The sequence below is a fragment of the Mucilaginibacter sp. Mucisp86 genome, from assembly GCF_047324315.1.
Lineage (GTDB): Bacteria > Bacteroidota > Bacteroidia > Sphingobacteriales > Sphingobacteriaceae > Mucilaginibacter.
In genome coordinates, this window is record NZ_CP168503.1 from 1,043,703 (window position 1) to 1,060,088 (window position 16,386).

The 16,386-nt window shown below is 42.1% G+C and carries 13 protein-coding genes; 12 read left to right on the forward strand and 1 reads right to left on the reverse strand.

Annotation, left to right across the window (positions count from 1 at the left end):
- Nucleotides 1–752 precede the first annotated feature (752 nt).
- Nucleotides 753–4,904: a two-component regulator propeller domain-containing protein gene (locus tag ACEN9X_RS04170; protein ID WP_413669219.1), complete on the reverse strand. Its 4,152-nt coding sequence runs from the start codon at nucleotides 4,902–4,904 to the stop codon at nucleotides 753–755.
- A gap of 472 nt (nucleotides 4,905–5,376) precedes the next feature.
- On the opposite strand from ACEN9X_RS04170, the gene ACEN9X_RS04175 reads away from it, so the two are divergent.
- The 12 genes from ACEN9X_RS04175 (at nucleotide 5,377) to ACEN9X_RS04230 (ending at nucleotide 16,347) form a co-directional block, all read left to right on the forward strand.
- Complete coding sequence (locus tag ACEN9X_RS04175) at nucleotides 5,377–6,183, forward strand: MlaE family ABC transporter permease (RefSeq protein WP_413669220.1); 807 nt, start codon at nucleotides 5,377–5,379, stop codon at nucleotides 6,181–6,183.
- 11 nt (nucleotides 6,184–6,194) lie between these two features.
- On the forward strand, nucleotides 6,195–6,968 hold the full coding sequence (locus tag ACEN9X_RS04180) for an ABC transporter ATP-binding protein (protein WP_413669221.1): 774 nt from the start codon (nucleotides 6,195–6,197) through the stop codon (nucleotides 6,966–6,968).
- A 28-nt stretch (nucleotides 6,969–6,996) separates the two neighbouring features.
- A complete protein-coding gene (locus ACEN9X_RS04185) occupies nucleotides 6,997–7,986 on the forward strand; it encodes an MlaD family protein (RefSeq protein ID WP_413669222.1) in 990 nt (329 codons plus the stop codon).
- 466 nt (nucleotides 7,987–8,452) lie between these two features.
- Nucleotides 8,453–8,902, forward strand: coding sequence for an SRPBCC family protein (locus ACEN9X_RS04190; protein WP_413669223.1), 450 nt, complete (start codon nucleotides 8,453–8,455; stop codon nucleotides 8,900–8,902).
- 270 nt (nucleotides 8,903–9,172) lie between these two features.
- Entirely contained in the window at nucleotides 9,173–9,637 is a 465-nt protein-coding gene (locus ACEN9X_RS04195; protein ID WP_413669224.1) for a hypothetical protein, read from the forward strand.
- Nucleotides 9,621–10,115 (forward strand): hypothetical protein, encoded by a 495-nt coding sequence (locus tag ACEN9X_RS04200; protein WP_413669225.1) that lies wholly within the window; start codon nucleotides 9,621–9,623, stop codon nucleotides 10,113–10,115. The genes ACEN9X_RS04195 and ACEN9X_RS04200 overlap by 17 nt, the downstream gene beginning before the upstream one ends.
- A 111-nt stretch (nucleotides 10,116–10,226) precedes the next feature.
- On the forward strand, nucleotides 10,227–10,781 hold the full coding sequence (locus tag ACEN9X_RS04205) for a DUF1572 family protein (RefSeq protein WP_413669226.1): 555 nt from the start codon (nucleotides 10,227–10,229) through the stop codon (nucleotides 10,779–10,781).
- Between the two features lie 137 nt (nucleotides 10,782–10,918).
- Nucleotides 10,919–11,239, forward strand: a complete 321-nt coding sequence (locus ACEN9X_RS04210; protein ID WP_091217982.1) for an ArsR/SmtB family transcription factor — start codon at nucleotides 10,919–10,921, stop codon at nucleotides 11,237–11,239.
- Complete coding sequence (locus tag ACEN9X_RS04215) at nucleotides 11,236–12,201, forward strand: SRPBCC domain-containing protein (protein WP_413669227.1); 966 nt, start codon at nucleotides 11,236–11,238, stop codon at nucleotides 12,199–12,201. The genes ACEN9X_RS04210 and ACEN9X_RS04215 overlap by 4 nt, the downstream gene beginning before the upstream one ends.
- A gap of 234 nt (nucleotides 12,202–12,435) precedes the next feature.
- Entirely contained in the window at nucleotides 12,436–13,965 is a 1,530-nt protein-coding gene (gene guaA, locus ACEN9X_RS04220; protein WP_413669228.1) for a glutamine-hydrolyzing GMP synthase, read from the forward strand.
- Nucleotides 13,922–15,181, forward strand: a complete 1,260-nt coding sequence (locus ACEN9X_RS04225) for an ABC transporter substrate-binding protein (protein ID WP_413669229.1) — start codon at nucleotides 13,922–13,924, stop codon at nucleotides 15,179–15,181. The genes guaA and ACEN9X_RS04225 overlap by 44 nt, the downstream gene beginning before the upstream one ends.
- The gene (locus ACEN9X_RS04230) at nucleotides 15,178–16,347 is read left to right on the forward strand and encodes an RsmB/NOP family class I SAM-dependent RNA methyltransferase (protein WP_413669230.1); all 1,170 of its coding nucleotides are present in this window, start codon (nucleotides 15,178–15,180) and stop codon (nucleotides 16,345–16,347) included. The genes ACEN9X_RS04225 and ACEN9X_RS04230 overlap by 4 nt, the downstream gene beginning before the upstream one ends.
- Nucleotides 16,348–16,386 lie beyond the last annotated feature (39 nt).

Consider the following 16,386-nt stretch of genomic DNA (forward strand, 5'->3'; position numbering starts at 1 on the left):
TATCTATCCTCCGTAATGACATCTCCGTTTCATCAATTGATATTGACGGATTATCCTGTTAATAAATTGGTTTGTTACTTATTAGGTTTATATCAACCCTTGCCTCAGCAAATGATTGTGGTTAATATTGATTATAACGATGGTAAAATTATATGCAACAAACAGCCCGGTTGTGGATAAATAGGGGTACAAATGTCAACTATACATAACTATTTAATAATCAATAATTTAATATAGAATATTGCCATAAAAAGGTTGTAACAGTTACAAATGTGCACCCTTTGATATGATTTGTAATGATATTTTAGTGCGATAATAGTATCACCAGATGCGGTTTATTGGGAGATAAAAGAAGGTGATTTTAAAATGAAGAGATTCCGCCATCTCCGGATCAAACCCATAAATATTTGAAAGTAAATTTTGAGGTGAAAGGTCATTAGCACCATGTCATTGCGAGCGCAGCGTGGCAATCGCACGGAAGCATAGCCGCTCTGCATAGTATGCGATTGCTTCGTCGTTCCTCCTTGCAATGACATGGGTCTTTTGTATTTCCAATGCTTGTATAATAAAGGAGTGATGTCAGCGCAAATGAACTTCTACTAAAGCTGGAAGCTTTAGTAATGCTAATGCTACACCACGGGTTACGCTATCACTAAACCCGCGACAGTGAAAGCCATTAATCCAAAAAATCCGTTTAATCCCGGTTCAGAAAAAATCAGCGAAATCAACGTAATCAAGAAAAAAATCAACGGTCACTCCTGGTTCATGGCTTCCTGGTACTTTGACGGGATGCTGTTAAACTCAGCCTTAAAGGTACGCACAAAGTATTTCTGGCTCTTGAAGCCAACCTTATGGCAAATTTGAGATATGGTAAGGTGACCGGTTTCCAGCAACTGTGCGGCACGTTTCAAACGCATGGAACGCACAAGTTCGTTAGGAGTTTTACCGGTCATTTGAAGTATCTTTTTATAAAGCGTGTAACGGCTTACAAACATCTCGCTGCTCAACTCTTCAACAGAGAAATTAGGGTTAGAGATATTGGCATCTATCAGCATTAGTACCTTTTTAATAAACATTTCCTCTGGCGAATCCACGTGCAACTCGGTGGGTGTAACATCTACCTGCTTTTGGTAGGTTTTGCGCATTTTTTCCTGCTGGTTGAGGATGTTCTTTATTTTAGAATGCAGGATCTCAAAATTGAAGGGCTTGGTCATATAATCGGTAGCGCCGGTTTCCAGGCCTTTGATCTGTTGCTCCTCTCCCGTTTGAGCTGTAAGCAATATTACCGGGATATGTGATGTACGTGAGTCTCCCCTGATTTTACGGCATAAGTCGATCCCATTCATTTCAGGCATGCTGATATCGCTTACTACCAGGTTGGGGTGCTGGGCCAGCGCCTTTTGCCAACCTTTTTTACCGTTTTCGGCCTCGATAATATTAAAGGCATCCTTCAGATTATCTTTAATGTAAAATCTGAAGTCCTCATTATCTTCTACCAATAGTACCGTCGGTTTCTTGATATCTCGTGTTTCCTTTTGCTGGGCAGGTTTTACCTGGTCAGCATCTGTCATAAATTCCGTACTATGCTGCAAATGATATTCGGTATCAGTAAACAGTGTTTCATCAACCTTTTGCAATGGTAATATTACTGTGAAGCAACTCCCCTGATTATGTTCGCTCTCCACAAAAATCTCGCCCTGGTGCAGCTTCACAAACTCCTTAGTAATGGCAAGCCCGATCCCGCTGCCCTGATTTAACATAGAACCGGGAATATCATGTTGAAAGAAAGGGTCAAAGATCCTTTCCCTTTTATCAGCCGGGATCCCTATGCCGGTATCCACCACCCTTATCTCCAATAGGTACCCGGTATCTTCATCGCAGCGTTTCAGGTTAAGCAACACGCTTACCTGTCCTCCCTCATGTGTAAACTTGTAAGCGTTTGAAAGCAGGTTAAACATGATACGCTCAATTTTATCGTGATCAAAACTGGTAACAAACTCTTCGTTATCGGTATCAAAAACAAATTTGATGTGCTTTTGATCAGCTATATCGGTAAACGACCACGACAAATCTTTAATAAAGTTGATAATGTTACCCGATCGTTTATACAATTTAAGTTCCTGGTATTCCATTTTCCGGAAATCCATTAGCTGATTAACCAGGTTGAGCAGACGTTTGGCGTTGCGGGTGATCATCGTAAGTTGGCGCCGCGTTTCGGGTTCGCTTACCTGTTTCAGAATCTTATCAACCGGTGCCATAATAAGCGATAATGGCGTACGGAACTCATGGCTTATGTTGGTAAAGAATTTGATCTTCATCAAATCAAGTTCATGCATACGCTGGGCTTCTTCCCGTTCTTTTTCAATAGTGAATTGCTCCCGCAGCTTTTTGATGCCCCTCTGCCTGAAATAAAACAGCGCTCCAATACCCAACAGACCGTAAATCACATAAGCCCAGATAGTTTTCCAAAACGGCGGCAGGATTCTGATATGCAGGGCTATTTCTTTTCCATTCCAAAACTCATTTTGAGTTGCCCGCACCTTAAAGGTATAATCACCGGGCTCAAGGTTGTAGGTGGCCTTCCGGAGCTTATTATCAACAGAGATCCAGCCATCATAAAAACCTTCCATAGCATATTGCAGCTTTACCTTATCGGGATTAAAAAAGGTAAGCGCCGCAAATTCAATCGAAAATACGTTTTGATCGTAGTTAAGTACTATTTCCTTAAGCTCAGAAATGGATTCAGGTAATATTACCCTGCCGTTAACCTTTTCGCCTACGCCAAGGCTTTTATCAAACAGTTGAAAATCGGTAAACAGTAATGCCGAACTGCTTTTGTTAAAATGCAGGGCCGATGGCTTAAAAATATTAAAGCCATTACCTCCGCCAAAAATCAATTCCCCTTCACGGGTTTTTACCGATGAATTTTCGGCAAACTCGCGCCCCTGCAAACCATCGGCCTCATTATAGTTTATGAAATTGAACTTAAGTTGTGGCTTGCTTCTGTTTACAATAATATTTGAAAGCCCGTTTGGTGTGCTCACCCATATATTGCGGTTTTCATCTTCCCTGATATCGATAGTTGTATTATCGGGCAGGCCATCCTGTTTGGTAAGGGCTGTAAATTTTTTAGTATCCGGGTTAAAAATATTAAGTCCTTCGCGGGTACTGATCCATATTAATCCCCGGCTATCTTCTAAAATATTATTGGTATTGTTATTTACCAGGCTGTTAGGATCTTTATCGTCATGCAGGTAATGCATAAACTTGTTATCCTTCTGCACCAGTACATCAACACCGTAAGCAGTTACTATCCATATGTTTTTACGCCTATCCTCAAGCAAGGCACTTATGTAGTTTGAATGAATGTTATTTTTGCTGATATCTCCGTCAAACTTATAACTCGCTACTATCTGCCTGTTTTTATCGAGCTTATTTAAACCGGCCGACAAAGTGCCTACCCAAAGATTTTGTTCGCTATCTTCCATAATAGAACAGATCCTGTTTTCAGAAATGCTGTTCGGTACCCCATCGCTGTGCTGATAATGTTTAAATGTTTTACCATCATAACAATCAAGGCCGCCATAATAGGTGCCTATCCACAGCTTTTGCTCGTGATCAACAAATAAGCAAACCACCACATTATTACTGAGGCTGTTTTTATCATTGGCATTGTGCAGGTATTGTTTAAAGCTTCCGGTTTTACGGTTCCAGTAAATAAGGCCGCCGCCGTTTGTACCAATCCAGATATTGCCCAGCTTATCTTCGGCAAAATTATTTACGTCGCTAAAGGGCAGGCTGTTTGCATCGCTTAAGTGATGTGTATAACCTGCAAATTTGATAATGCTTGGATGGTAATAGCTAAGCCCTCTTTTGTAAGTTCCACACCATACAATGCCTGAGTAATCGCGATAAACACAGGTTACACTGTTTTGCCCCACTGTTTTATCATCGTCTTCACGGTTCAGGAGATAGCTCAATTTAAAATCCTGCTTATCAAGTATGTTTATACCGCCATGATCTGTAGCTATCCATATCCTGTTTTGATCGTCCTCTGCCAGGTCCGATACTACATCCGTATTTAAACCAACACCGGCCTGGCCTTTGCCAATATGCTTAAAGATGCCTTTTTGCATATTGAGGTAAAACACACCCGATGAATAGCTTGGTACAAATACCCAGATATCATCCTGCCTGTCGATATATATTTTGTATGACGAGCTCAGGCCCGGAGGCAACTCACCCAAAGCTCTGCGGTAGTTAACTTTGTAAGTAACCGGATCAAGCCTTTCCAAAACCCCTGTGCTGGATACCAGCCAGATACCTTTCTTTGAATCGACAGAAAGATCGGTAACCAAATTGGAGGAAATGGAACTACCGTCATTATCCTTATGCACTAGGTTAGTAAGTAGTTTTGCTTTGGGATCATATTTATATACACCCTGATTTTTATTATGGTGCAAAAACCAGAAATCGCCAAACCTGTCACTTTTAATGGCTGCTATGTAAGGGTCATACAGTTTTATTTTATACAGGAAATCTTTATAGTTGCGGGTAAATTTTTCTGTCGCGGGATCATAAATATTAAACCCCATACGGGTCTCGATCCAGAGCTTATTTTCCGGGCCGGGGGTTATACTAACTATGTAGTCGTCATCTAACGTAGTTGTATCATTACTGGCATGTTTAAAGGTCTTGATCTTGTAACCATCATACTTGTTAAGCCCCGACAGGGTGCCAAACCACATAAAACCTTTACTATCCTTGTAAACGCAGTTGACCTGGTTATGAGACAATCCGTTGTTAATATCAAGCCTTGAAAACTGAAATGGGTTTGATTGCGCACTTAAAAATGCCGGCAAATACAGCATAGTAAGGCAACATATCAAAATTTTACACTTCATTAACTATATTTTAGGAGCTGTGTTACGCTATATAAATTTTAACTTTTAGGTTTGCAGGCAAATAAGTTTAAACATTTAACCCAAATGGTCAAAAGGATTTAATTAGCCGTAATTTAATCTGCCATTAACACTGTATTTGATAATTTGCCTGCTTAAATACCGGTACCGATTCTGGCCGGTGTTTTGCTAAAGCATTTATAATTGGTATATTATCAAATGTACTTTTAATACACAGGTAAGATATAATACTTTTTTTACATTATTTGGTTTTAAATTAACAAAAAGGTTTAAATCATTACTACAAACAGCACAATAAAGCATTGATACATAATACTTTTATTTCATTTTATCAACCGGGCAAAGGTTTTCAAAACGATTTAAAAAGTGTTTTCAATGAAATAAAATAAATACGGCAAACAAAGCCCGGCGGGTTTTGTAGAAATAACCGTATATTAATACAAGTACCTATTGAATGGATAATACGCAAAGCATACCCAGGCATCCAAAAAGGTTCTCTAAGCTTAAGCAAAGCCTGAGCGACTTTTTTTTGACGCTTTATAAGATAAACCAATTTATCCTCCGTTTTTTCAGGGAGGCCTTTGTACCACCTTTTGAACTTAAAGAAGTTGTACGCCAGTGCTATGAAGTAGGAGTACGTTCATTTACGCTGATATCTGTTACCGGTTTTATTGTTGGCGTTATTTTCACCAAACAATCAAGGCCATCATTATCCCAATTTGGGGCCGAATCATGGCTGCCCTCCCTCGTATCAATAGCTATCATGCGTGCACTTGCGCCGTTGGTTACCGCATTAATTGCATCGGGAAAAGTAGGGTCAAGTATCGGCGCCGAGCTGGGATCGATGCGTGTTACCGAGCAGATAGATGCCATGGAGGTATCGGGTACTAAGCCATTTAAATACCTGGTATGTACCCGCGTACTGGCTACTACGCTTACTATTCCAATTTTATCAACCTACACCGGCTTTGTGGCCTTGTTTGGGGGTTATTTAAATGTTACCCAAAACGAAGGCACCACATGGACAACCTTTATCCAGGAAGTTTTTGAACCCTTAACCTTTACCGATTTTGTGGCATCGCTCATCAAATCAATTGTATTTGGTTTTACCATAGGTATTGTTGGTTGCTACCAGGGTTACAACTCAAACAAGGGCACCGAGGGCGTAGGTAAAGCAGCGAACGGCGCGGTAATTACTGCCATGTTCCTGGTGTTTATTGAAGAAGTTATTATTGTACAGATAACCGGCTGGTTCCGCTAATTAACTGAGATATGAGAAAAGCAGCAGTACAGGCAGATCATAATAACCCGGTTATCAGTATCAGGGGGCTTAAAAAAGCTTTCCAGGATTATGCGGTGCTTAGGGGCATTGACCTTGACCTTTACCAGGGCGAAAATTTGGTTGTACTTGGTCGTTCGGGTACAGGTAAATCCGTACTGATCAAGATTATATCGGGCCTGCTTAAGCCTGATGAGGGTATGGTGAAAGTATTTGATCAGGATATTGCCCATATTACAGAAGATGAACTGCAAAAGCTCCGCATCAGGATAGGCTTTTCATTCCAGAACAGCGCATTGTACGATAGTATGACCGTGCGCAAAAATCTGGAGTTTCCTCTGGTACGCAATAAACGGAACCTCACCCGCGGAGAGATCAACACCGCGGTTGAAACTGTGCTTGATGCGGTTGGGCTTTCGCAAACCATTAACCAGATGCCCTCTGAGCTTTCGGGCGGGCAACGTAAGCGGATCGGGATTGCCCGTACGCTGATCCTGAACCCCGAGATCATGCTGTATGATGAGCCTACAGCCGGTCTCGACCCTATTACCTGTATTGAGATCAATGACCTGATTAACGAAGTACAGCAACGCTACAATACTTCATCCATCATCATAACACACGACCTTACCTGCGCCAAACAAACCGGCGACAGGATTGCTATGCTCTTAGACGGGCAGTTTCAGCGTACCGGCACTTTCGAAGAAGTATTTAATACAAACGACAGCCGCGTGAAACCTTTTTACGATTACAACTTTATTGAATAACAACACTTAGATAAGATATACCATTATCATGGATCCAGCAGAAAACAGAAAATCAATCATAGTAGGCATATTCCTGGCACTTGGCCTCGTATTATTTATATTGGGGGTATTTACCCTGGGCGGTCAGCAAAAAGCCTTTGTTAAAAATATAAAGCTTAGCGCGGTGTTTACCGATGTTGCCGGTTTAAAGAAAGGCAATGCCATTTGGTTTTCGGGCGTTAAGGTAGGAACTATCAGCAATATCAATTTTATCGGCCCATCAGAAGTTCAGGTATACATGAATGTTGACGAGGCTGCCCAACAATATATCCGCCGCAATGCTATGGCCAAAATCGGGTCGGACGGTTTAATAGGTAATAAGCTTATTGTGATAGAGGGTGGCACCGCACAGGCGCCGGTAGTAGAAGATGGAGATGTTCTGCAATCAGAAAAAATGCTCTCGACCGATGATATGTTAAAAACCCTGCAAGACAATAACCAAAACCTGCTGGCCATCACTAACGATTTCAAATCATTAAGTCATAACATACTGCAAGGCAAAGGTACTGTAGGCGCTTTATTGGCCGACAGTACTATGGCTATACAGCTGCGTGGCGCCATGCGCAACCTGCAGGCTACCACCCAAAGCGCGGCTTTAATGGCGGTACAACTTGATCAATTTAGCCGTAAAATGAATACCAAAGGCGGCCTTGCCGATAAAATGCTTACGGATACAGCCACATTTGCTCAAATTAAACAGGCAGTAACCCAGTTACAGCAAACCGCAGCAAACGCTTCAACGCTTACCAATAACCTTACCAAGGCAAGTAACAAACTTAATAGTACCGATAATGCGCTGGGTGTATTATTAAACGACCAGAAAGCGGCAGTGCAAACACAATCAGCTATTAATAACCTGCAGGCAGCATCAATTAAATTAAATGATGATCTTGAGGCTGTGCAACATAACTTTTTTCTGAGGGGATTTTTCAAAAAACGTGAAAAAGCAAAGGCTGATAGCTTAAAGGCGAAGCAGTAGCCCGTTTTCCATAAAAGATGTCATTTCGATAGAGCGGAGGTGGGAACGGGTGTTAGGGCGAAAGAGAAATCTTATACACCCTGCTAAGCGATCATGTCAGGTTTGCCGCACGTATAAGATTTCTCACTCGTACCTCGTTTCGAAATGACATTAGATTCATTTCCCTCCCCTTTAAACAAAAAAGTGCGTCCCGTATCTCACCCCGGAACGCAAATCCCGATAACATCTCAAAGCTATCGATCAACTAAATCAGGTTAAATCTCAGCCTGTACTTTATTACACACCTATATCGTGCCATTATTTTAAACAATTAAAAACCAACACCTTAAACAATAACCCATTCCTCTCCAACTGCTTGATTCTGCACATATCATGTTCAATTACGGTCATATAATTGGTTAAGGCTGGTCTTTCCCATTTTTTAATTTTATTTTCACCTTACCTCCTAATCAACTAATAGGGAAACATGACATACAGTCTATCATATGAAACGGAAATAAATAAAATGGTTAATATTAATGCCCCGGTTTTAAAGGTGTGGAGTGCCCTGACAAATCCGGCATTAATTAAGCTATGGATGTCTGATTCAGCAATTAATGTGATATCCGACTGGCAGGTTGGAAGCTCAATAATTTTCCGGGGAGATCTGCACTGGACGAGTTTTGAAAACAGGGGCACTATCCGGCAATTCGATCCCGAAAAGGTTTTTCAATATAGTTACTGGAGCTCGCTTTCAAACCTGCCCGATATACCTGAAAATTACACGGAAGTCCGTTTTGTACTAACCCCCACTGAGGATAGCACCACGGTTAGGCTTACGCTCACTAATTTTCCGGATGAAATAATTTATAAGCATGTTAATTTTTATTGGAGTGTAACACTTAACATATTAAAAAAATTGTGTGAACAATTATAAATTAATATTAAAGCTCATACCAGTCATCTATAGGGAATTTTACCAATAACACCACAAACTTCTGCATGTTACACCAGGGTAACACCTTAGTAAACTATTATACAATTACATACAACATACAGGAGTGTGAAATATAGTATCCGGTTGCACACATTTTGTGCAATTTCTCTTTAATTTGTAACATAGTTTTTATATATTCCGTTGAATAATAAAATATACTATTTTAATTGACCCCCTAATTTGAATACGCGGTTACAAACACCTGCACTCATGGTCCAGAGCAAATCGGCGGCCGTACTGAACCTGTACAATAATTACTCAGCAAAACTTCTGGGTTATATTTATGAGGTTGTGCAAAATAAGCTGGTAGCTGAGCAGTACCTTGCAGCTGTTTTTAACGATGTACCAAACGAGCTTGAGGAGTTTTCAAAAAACGGAACAAGCGCCCTTTGCCGCCTGCAAATAATGGCACGCAAAAAATTGGTCCACTTTTTTGAGGCGTTGGAAAATGATACCGACAAAAGAGCCTGGGAAAATTTACCCCGCATTAATAACCGGTATGTAGCTTTAATGACGCCCTTTCAACAGCAGGTTTTTTGCGGGATTCATTACCAGTGCAAATCGGCAGGAAATATTGCTACAGAACTGAATAAAACAGAAGAAGAAATCAGAAAAACGTTAAAAGAATGTTTTACCATTATCCGGAGCGGGAGGAACAATGAAAGAGTACATTGATAGTGGGATACTTGAAGTTTTTGTAATGGGTGTGGCTACCGATGAGGAAGTAAAGGAACTGATGTATATGAAAGCCAAATATCCTGAGGTAGACGACGCCCTTAGGCAACTGGAAGCCGATATGGAAAAGTTAGCCGCCAACATGGCTATTACCCCGCCTCCGGGAACCTGGGACAGGATTGAGGATGAAATCAACGATCTTATCCGCAGGGAGAACTTCGTTCAACCTGTTAAATTCCGGACAGATCATGGGCATAATGGTTATGAAAAAGCAGCTCCTGCCGATCAGTTCATCCCAATCGAGTCTGAATCGAACCATATGCGCCTGCATAAATCATGGCGATGGGTATTTGCTGCCGTATTTGTATTAGGAAAAATCTTTTTAGGCTTCGCGATATATTTTTACCTCGAAAACCGTCAAACTCAGCAACAGTTGCAGGAGCTAAAAACCGAAATAAGGGAATTAAAGAAGAAGTGATTAGAGGTTGGAGGTCAGAGATTAGGTTTCCTGTTCGTTTAAAATATTTGAGGCATCCCACTGGATGCCTTTTTTGTTGTTTAATATGTTGTTGCCTCCTAACTTTAACTTATGGAAAACGATTATCTAAACAGCATTAAAAAGCAGTTTGCTTATTACAAATCTCTTGGCGAAAAAACGTTTGAGCAACTTAACGACGAGCAGTTACACTGGCAATATAATCTGGAGTCAAACAGCGTTGCGATGATCGTGAACCATATGGCTGGCAACATGATTTCCAGGTGGACTGATATTTTCACCACTGACGGCGAAAAACCTACCCGTAACCGCGAAGCCGAATTCGCCCCATCTTCCACCACCCGTCAAACAGTTTTAGATACCTGGGAACAGGGCTGGAAATGTTTGTTTGGTACGCTTAATAAATTAACTGCCGATGACCTCAGCAAGATCATCTATATCCGTAATCAGGGGCACACTGTTATGGAAGCCATAAACCGGCAATTGGCCCATTACCCCTATCACGTTGGTCAGATAGTTTTTTTAGGCAAGATGCTGTGCAATGAAAACTGGCATTCATTATCTATCCCAAAAGGCCAATCTGAAAGCTATAATGCAGATAAGTTTGCCAAAGAAAAACGCAAAGCGCACTTTACCGACGAGGAATAGATCCACTTATCCCCTCTTATGACATCCTATCTCTTCATCTGCCTTAAACACGCACTTTAAAATATTTTTCAAATAAATTTCCGCAACCGATTAATTGCATTTATATTAGCAATCAAACGGTTGCAAAAAGAGATTTTATGAGAAGAGATGTATTTCAGGCCATTGCCGATCCTACCCGCAGGGCCATTATTAGTCTGCTGGCCTTACAGGCCATGACGCCCAATGCCATTGCCGAACATTTTCAAAGCAGCAGACAGGCTGTATCTAAACATATCCAGATCCTGAGCGAATGCCAATTGGTGAGCCAAAAACAAACCGGTCGCGAAATCTATTATCATTTTAACGCTCAAAAAATGAAAGAGGTAGATGTTTGGATGGATCAGTTCCGCGCCCTGTGGGAAACCCGTTTTAGCCAGTTAGACAATGTTTTACAAAACCTAAAAAACAAACAATCATGACAAACAACGAAGCTGTATTTACCAAAGACCTTCAAAACAAAAAGTTAAATGTGGTAAGGACTTTTGATGCGCCGCTTAACTTAGTATGGCAGGCATGGACCGAAAGCGAAATCCTTGACCAATGGTGGGCTCCAAAACCTTATCGTGCCGAAACTAAAACCATGGATTTCAGGGAAGGTGGTTACTGGTTGTATCAGATGGTTGGCCCCGAACACACAGAGCATCCAACATGGTGCAAGGAGGAATATAAAACCATTGTGGCCCGGCAAAAAATTGCCAATGCGGTTTCCTTTTGTGATGAGAATGCTGTAACAAATACCAATTTCCCTGTCATGAACTGGGAAAAGAACTTTACCGCTGAAGGTGAGCACACTACTGTTAATATCGATATCTATTTTGATAAAGTGGAAGACATGCAAACCATCGTTGGCATGGGATTCCAGGAAGGTTTCACCGCCGGCTTAAGCAACCTGGATCATTACCTGAGCACCGCTTTTAAAATCAGGAAAGATCTAAAGCCCAACAACACCGCAAGAGTTACCACTTATTTAAACTTCCCTGGCAATACCGAAGAGGCTTTAACTTTTTACAAAGAGGTTTTTAAAGGGGAATTTACCGGTAAAAAACTTACGCGTTTTAGCGATATAGAGTTGCCTGCGGAGGTCCGGATGAACGAAGCTGATAAAAAACTGATCATCCATGGTGAACTTACCATTATGGGCGGCCACGTACTGATGGCTACCGACGCGCCGGAAAGTATGGGTTTTAAATTGCAAACCGGCAATAACATGCACATCAACGTTGAGCCCGAAAGCCGCGAAGAAACCGAACGTTTATTCAATGAGCTTTCGGCAGGAGGCAATGTGACTATGCCATTAAGCGATATGTTTTTCGGGGCATACTTCGCAGAGCTTACAGATAAGTATGGCATTAACTGGATGCTGAATTATCAGAATGTCTGAACCGGGATTTGGGGGGATTTTGAGGATTAATAGGATTTAATTTACGGATTTTAAACTTGCGCTCGTTTGCAACGAGCGCTTAATGTGGCTTAGCGATTGCATCGCGACTCGCATTACAAATGCGAAACCATATTAAACACTCATCACAGATGAGCGCAAGTTGGGGGAATCTTCCAAATAAAAAAATCCGAAATCCCAATTCTCAATTCCCAAATCAAAATCCTATCTTTGCCCATGCAAGAAAAAATCCTCATTCTTGACTTTGGTTCGCAATTCACCCAACTTATAGCGCGCCGCGTCAGGGAGCTCAATATTTATTGTGAGATCCACCCCTTCAATCATTATCCCGAAATTGACAGCACTGTAAAAGGTATCATCCTTTCAGGCAGCCCCTATTCTGTAAGGCAGGAAGATGCTCCTCATTTCGATTTTGAAAAATTCCACACCACACGCCCTATTTTAGGCGTTTGCTATGGTGCTCAATACGTTGCCCATTTCCACGGCGGCGAAGTATTGCCATCAAGCACCCGCGAATACGGTCGTGCCAACCTGGAATATATTAAACAGGATAACCCTTTATTTAAAGACGTTCCCGGTGGTTCACAGGTATGGATGTCGCATGGCGATACCATTGCTACCATTGGCGATAACTTTGAGGTAATTGCAAGTACCGATAGCGTTAAAGTTGCCGCTTACCAGGTAACCGGAACCCAAACTTATGGGATCCAGTTCCACCCTGAAGTTACCCACAGCATTGACGGCAAGCAATTGCTGCAAAACTTTTTGGTTGACATATGCGGATGCAAACAAGACTGGACACCGGATTCATTCATCGAAACCACGGTTGCTGCTCTTCGCGAAAAACTGGGCGATGATAAAGTAGTGCTTGGCTTATCAGGCGGTGTCGATTCATCGGTTGCGGCAGTATTGCTTCACCATGCTATAGGCAAAAACCTGCACTGTATATTTGTTGATAACGGCCTTTTGCGTAAAGATGAGTTTGAGCAGGTGCTTGATTCATACCAACACATGGGCTTAAATATAAAAGGCATCGACGCCAAACAACGCTTCTACGACGCATTGGCCGGCTTAACCGATCCTGAAAAGAAACGTAAAGCTATCGGCCGCGTATTCATCGAAGTATTTGATGATGCCGCTCACGAAGTACAGGATGTAAAATGGCTTGGCCAGGGTACCATCTACCCGGATGTTATCGAATCGGTATCAGTTAAAGGCCCTTCGGCTACTATCAAATCGCACCACAACGTAGGTGGTTTGCCTGATTTTATGAAACTTAAAGTTGTTGAGCCGCTTAACACCTTGTTTAAAGACGAGGTAAGGAAAGTAGGCAAGGCTTTAGGTATCGATCCTAATATTTTAGGTCGCCACCCATTCCCCGGCCCAGGCCTGGCTATCAGGATCCTGGGCGATATCACACCCGAAAAAGTGGCGATATTACAGGAAGCTGATGCAATTTATATAAACAATTTACGTGCTGCCGGGGTTTACGATAAAGTTTGGCAAGCCGGTGCTATATTTTTACCGGTACAATCGGTAGGTGTAATGGGCGATGAGCGTACTTACGAAAACGTGATTTGCCTCCGTGCCGTTGAATCGGTTGACGGAATGACCGCCGACTGGTGTCATTTACCGTACGACTTGCTGGCTAAGATCAGCAACGAGATCATCAACAACGTAAAAGGAATTAACCGGGTAGTATATGATATCAGTTCAAAACCACCGGCCACTATTGAGTGGGAATAAGTGGTTAACGTTTTTTTGCATAACCTTGCTGCTGGCCGCATGTTCACCAAAAACGCGGCCGGTAGCAACTACCGTAAAAAAACCGACTGATAATACCGAAAAAAAGCCCGGCAACACCACCGAGAAACCGGCAGAAAAGGCTTCGGAACAAAAAGTGGCAAATATAGCCATGCTTTTGCCCCTTAATCTTGAGCACTTAAATCCGGCTCAAAAATACAGTCCTTTACAACTAAGCCAGGCTAACATAGCTGTTGAATATTACCAGGGATTTAAACTTGCCCTTGATTCGCTTACCGCTTATGGCAATAACTATAAGCTGCAGATTTTTGACTCAAGAGATGAAGTCATGCAAGCGCATGACCTGGCTTTAAACGCGTTTGTCCGTTCAAGCGATTTGATAGTTGGCCCTGTTTTTCCGGATGGCGTAAAGGCATTTTCCGGTGCGCTATCCTATTCAAAGGGGCCTATTCTATCGCCTTTATCACCGGCTAACCCGGCTACTATCAACAGCAAAAATTTGATCACCGCTATCCCTCCGCTTGAATATCATGCCTGGGGCGCAGCAGAGTATATTAACAGAACGGTAAAACCCAAAAAGATCTTTATCCTGCGCTCCGGCTTTAACCAGGAGAATGATTACGCGGTTAATTTTAAAAAAGCCATTGACAGCTTAAGCAAAAAGAAAGTAAAGGTTATCAATGTATATGTTGTACGCGGAAAGCTGAGCAGCTTATTGCCGCAACTTTCAAAAACCGAGAAAAACGTATTTGTGATCCCTGCTATTGATCAGGCATTTTTAGGCGTAACCTTACGGTCGTTAGATACGCTGAACAAGCACTATCCTGTTATGGTGTTCGGGCATCCAAGCTGGGACAAGTTCAGCTTCCTGAAACCACAGCTTCTACAACGTTTGAATACGCATATCACTTCAACCGAAAAAATAAATTACAAAGCCGGGGCTACAATAACATTTTTACGTAACTATAGGCGGGCATATCACGTTGAACCGACCGAATACGCTATTAAAGGTTTTGACGAGGGGTTATACTTTGGCAGGCAGCTTTTTGCCGATAAAGGTTTAGCTTCAATTGAGGGGACCGATTTTACCGGCTTGCATAACGGCTTCCATTTTATTAAAAAGCCGGGACAGGGCTGGATCAATACCCATGTAAATATATTAATGTACACTAACTTTGAGCTAAAACAGGTAGAATGAAGGCTATAAATCAGCTTAAAACGTTTCAGCGAATTTTGGGTGAATACCCTGCCGATACGCCACTAAGTAAATTTTTACCCGGCTTTTACCGGCAAAACAAACAAATGGGCTCAACCGACAGGCGGGTTGCCAACCGGTTGGTGTATAATTACTTTCGCCTGGGCAAAGCACTGCCTGATGTACTTGAAGACGAACGCCTGTTAGTCGCAGAATTTTTATGTAATACCCAAACTAACTCCTACCTGCAAAATTTTAAGCCCGAATGGGCCGTTTGCGTAGGTTTTAGTGATGACGATAAACTGGCCCTCGTAAAAACTGCTTACCCGGATTTTAAACTGGAAGATGTTTTTCCGTGGAGCAGCCAACTTTCAGACGGAATTGATAAACAAGCTTTTCTGAAATCGTTTTTTTGCCAGCCCGATCTGTTTATCCGGGTACGTAACGGCTATGATCATTTGGTAAAGGCTGAGCTAACCAAAGCACAGGTTGTTTTTAAGGATGAGGGCAACGGCTGCTATTCTCTGCCTAACGGGACACGCCTCGAAACTATATTCCCTAAACAGCACTGGTTTGAGGTGCAGGATTATTCATCGCAGCAAACCGGCAATTACTTTAAACCACAGCGCTGGGATAGCTGGTGGGATGCCTGCGCGGCATCGGGCGGCAAATCATTATTACTCCATGAGGACGAACCTAATATCAAACTTGTGGTATCCGACATTCGTGAATCTATACTGGCAAACCTTGATGAGCGCTTTCAATTGGCAGGGTTAACCAAATATCAAAAAAAAGCCCTCGATCTTACCCAAAACATCGATTCGGTGATGCATGACTACGCTTTTGATGGAGTTATCCTTGATGCCCCCTGCAGCGGCTCCGGCACCTGGGGACGCACCCCCGAAATGATAGCCCAGTTTGATCCGCATAAAATAGAGTTTTTTCAAAAACTCCAAAAAAGCATCGCCCAAAACGTAGTGAAATATCTTAAACCGGGTAAGCCGCTTATCTACATCACCTGCTCGGCTTTTAAAGGCGAAAATGAAGATGTGGTTGATTATTTGGTAAATGAGCTTGGTTTAAAACTTGAAGAGAAGGCGGTTTTAAAAGGCTATGAGCGTAAGGCTGACACCATGTTTGTGGCGAGGTTGAGCCCCCCGGCCTTCTAAAGGGGGAGATCCCCCCTACACTGTCCAGTCAGTCAATGT

Excerpts from the sequence above, each read along its gene's own strand:
- ACEN9X_RS04225 (WP_413669229.1), top strand. The coding sequence starts at position 13,922 with ATGATATCAGTTCAAAACCACCGGCCACTATTGAGTGGGAATAAGTGG.
- ACEN9X_RS04180 (WP_413669221.1), top strand. The coding sequence starts at position 6,195 with ATGAGAAAAGCAGCAGTACAGGCAGATCATAATAACCCGGTTATCAGT.
- guaA (WP_413669228.1), top strand. The coding sequence starts at position 12,436 with ATGCAAGAAAAAATCCTCATTCTTGACTTTGGTTCGCAATTCACCCAA.
- ACEN9X_RS04190 (WP_413669223.1), top strand. The coding sequence starts at position 8,453 with ATGACATACAGTCTATCATATGAAACGGAAATAAATAAAATGGTTAAT.
- ACEN9X_RS04170 (WP_413669219.1), bottom strand. The coding sequence starts at position 4,904 with ATGAAGTGTAAAATTTTGATATGTTGCCTTACTATGCTGTATTTGCCG.
- ACEN9X_RS04200 (WP_413669225.1), top strand. The coding sequence starts at position 9,621 with ATGAAAGAGTACATTGATAGTGGGATACTTGAAGTTTTTGTAATGGGT.
- ACEN9X_RS04175 (WP_413669220.1), top strand. The coding sequence starts at position 5,377 with ATGGATAATACGCAAAGCATACCCAGGCATCCAAAAAGGTTCTCTAAG.
- ACEN9X_RS04205 (WP_413669226.1), top strand. The coding sequence starts at position 10,227 with ATGGAAAACGATTATCTAAACAGCATTAAAAAGCAGTTTGCTTATTAC.
- ACEN9X_RS04195 (WP_413669224.1), top strand. The coding sequence starts at position 9,173 with ATGGTCCAGAGCAAATCGGCGGCCGTACTGAACCTGTACAATAATTAC.
- ACEN9X_RS04210 (WP_091217982.1), top strand. The coding sequence starts at position 10,919 with ATGAGAAGAGATGTATTTCAGGCCATTGCCGATCCTACCCGCAGGGCC.
- ACEN9X_RS04185 (WP_413669222.1), top strand. The coding sequence starts at position 6,997 with ATGGATCCAGCAGAAAACAGAAAATCAATCATAGTAGGCATATTCCTG.
- ACEN9X_RS04230 (WP_413669230.1), top strand. The coding sequence starts at position 15,178 with ATGAAGGCTATAAATCAGCTTAAAACGTTTCAGCGAATTTTGGGTGAA.
- ACEN9X_RS04215 (WP_413669227.1), top strand. The coding sequence starts at position 11,236 with ATGACAAACAACGAAGCTGTATTTACCAAAGACCTTCAAAACAAAAAG.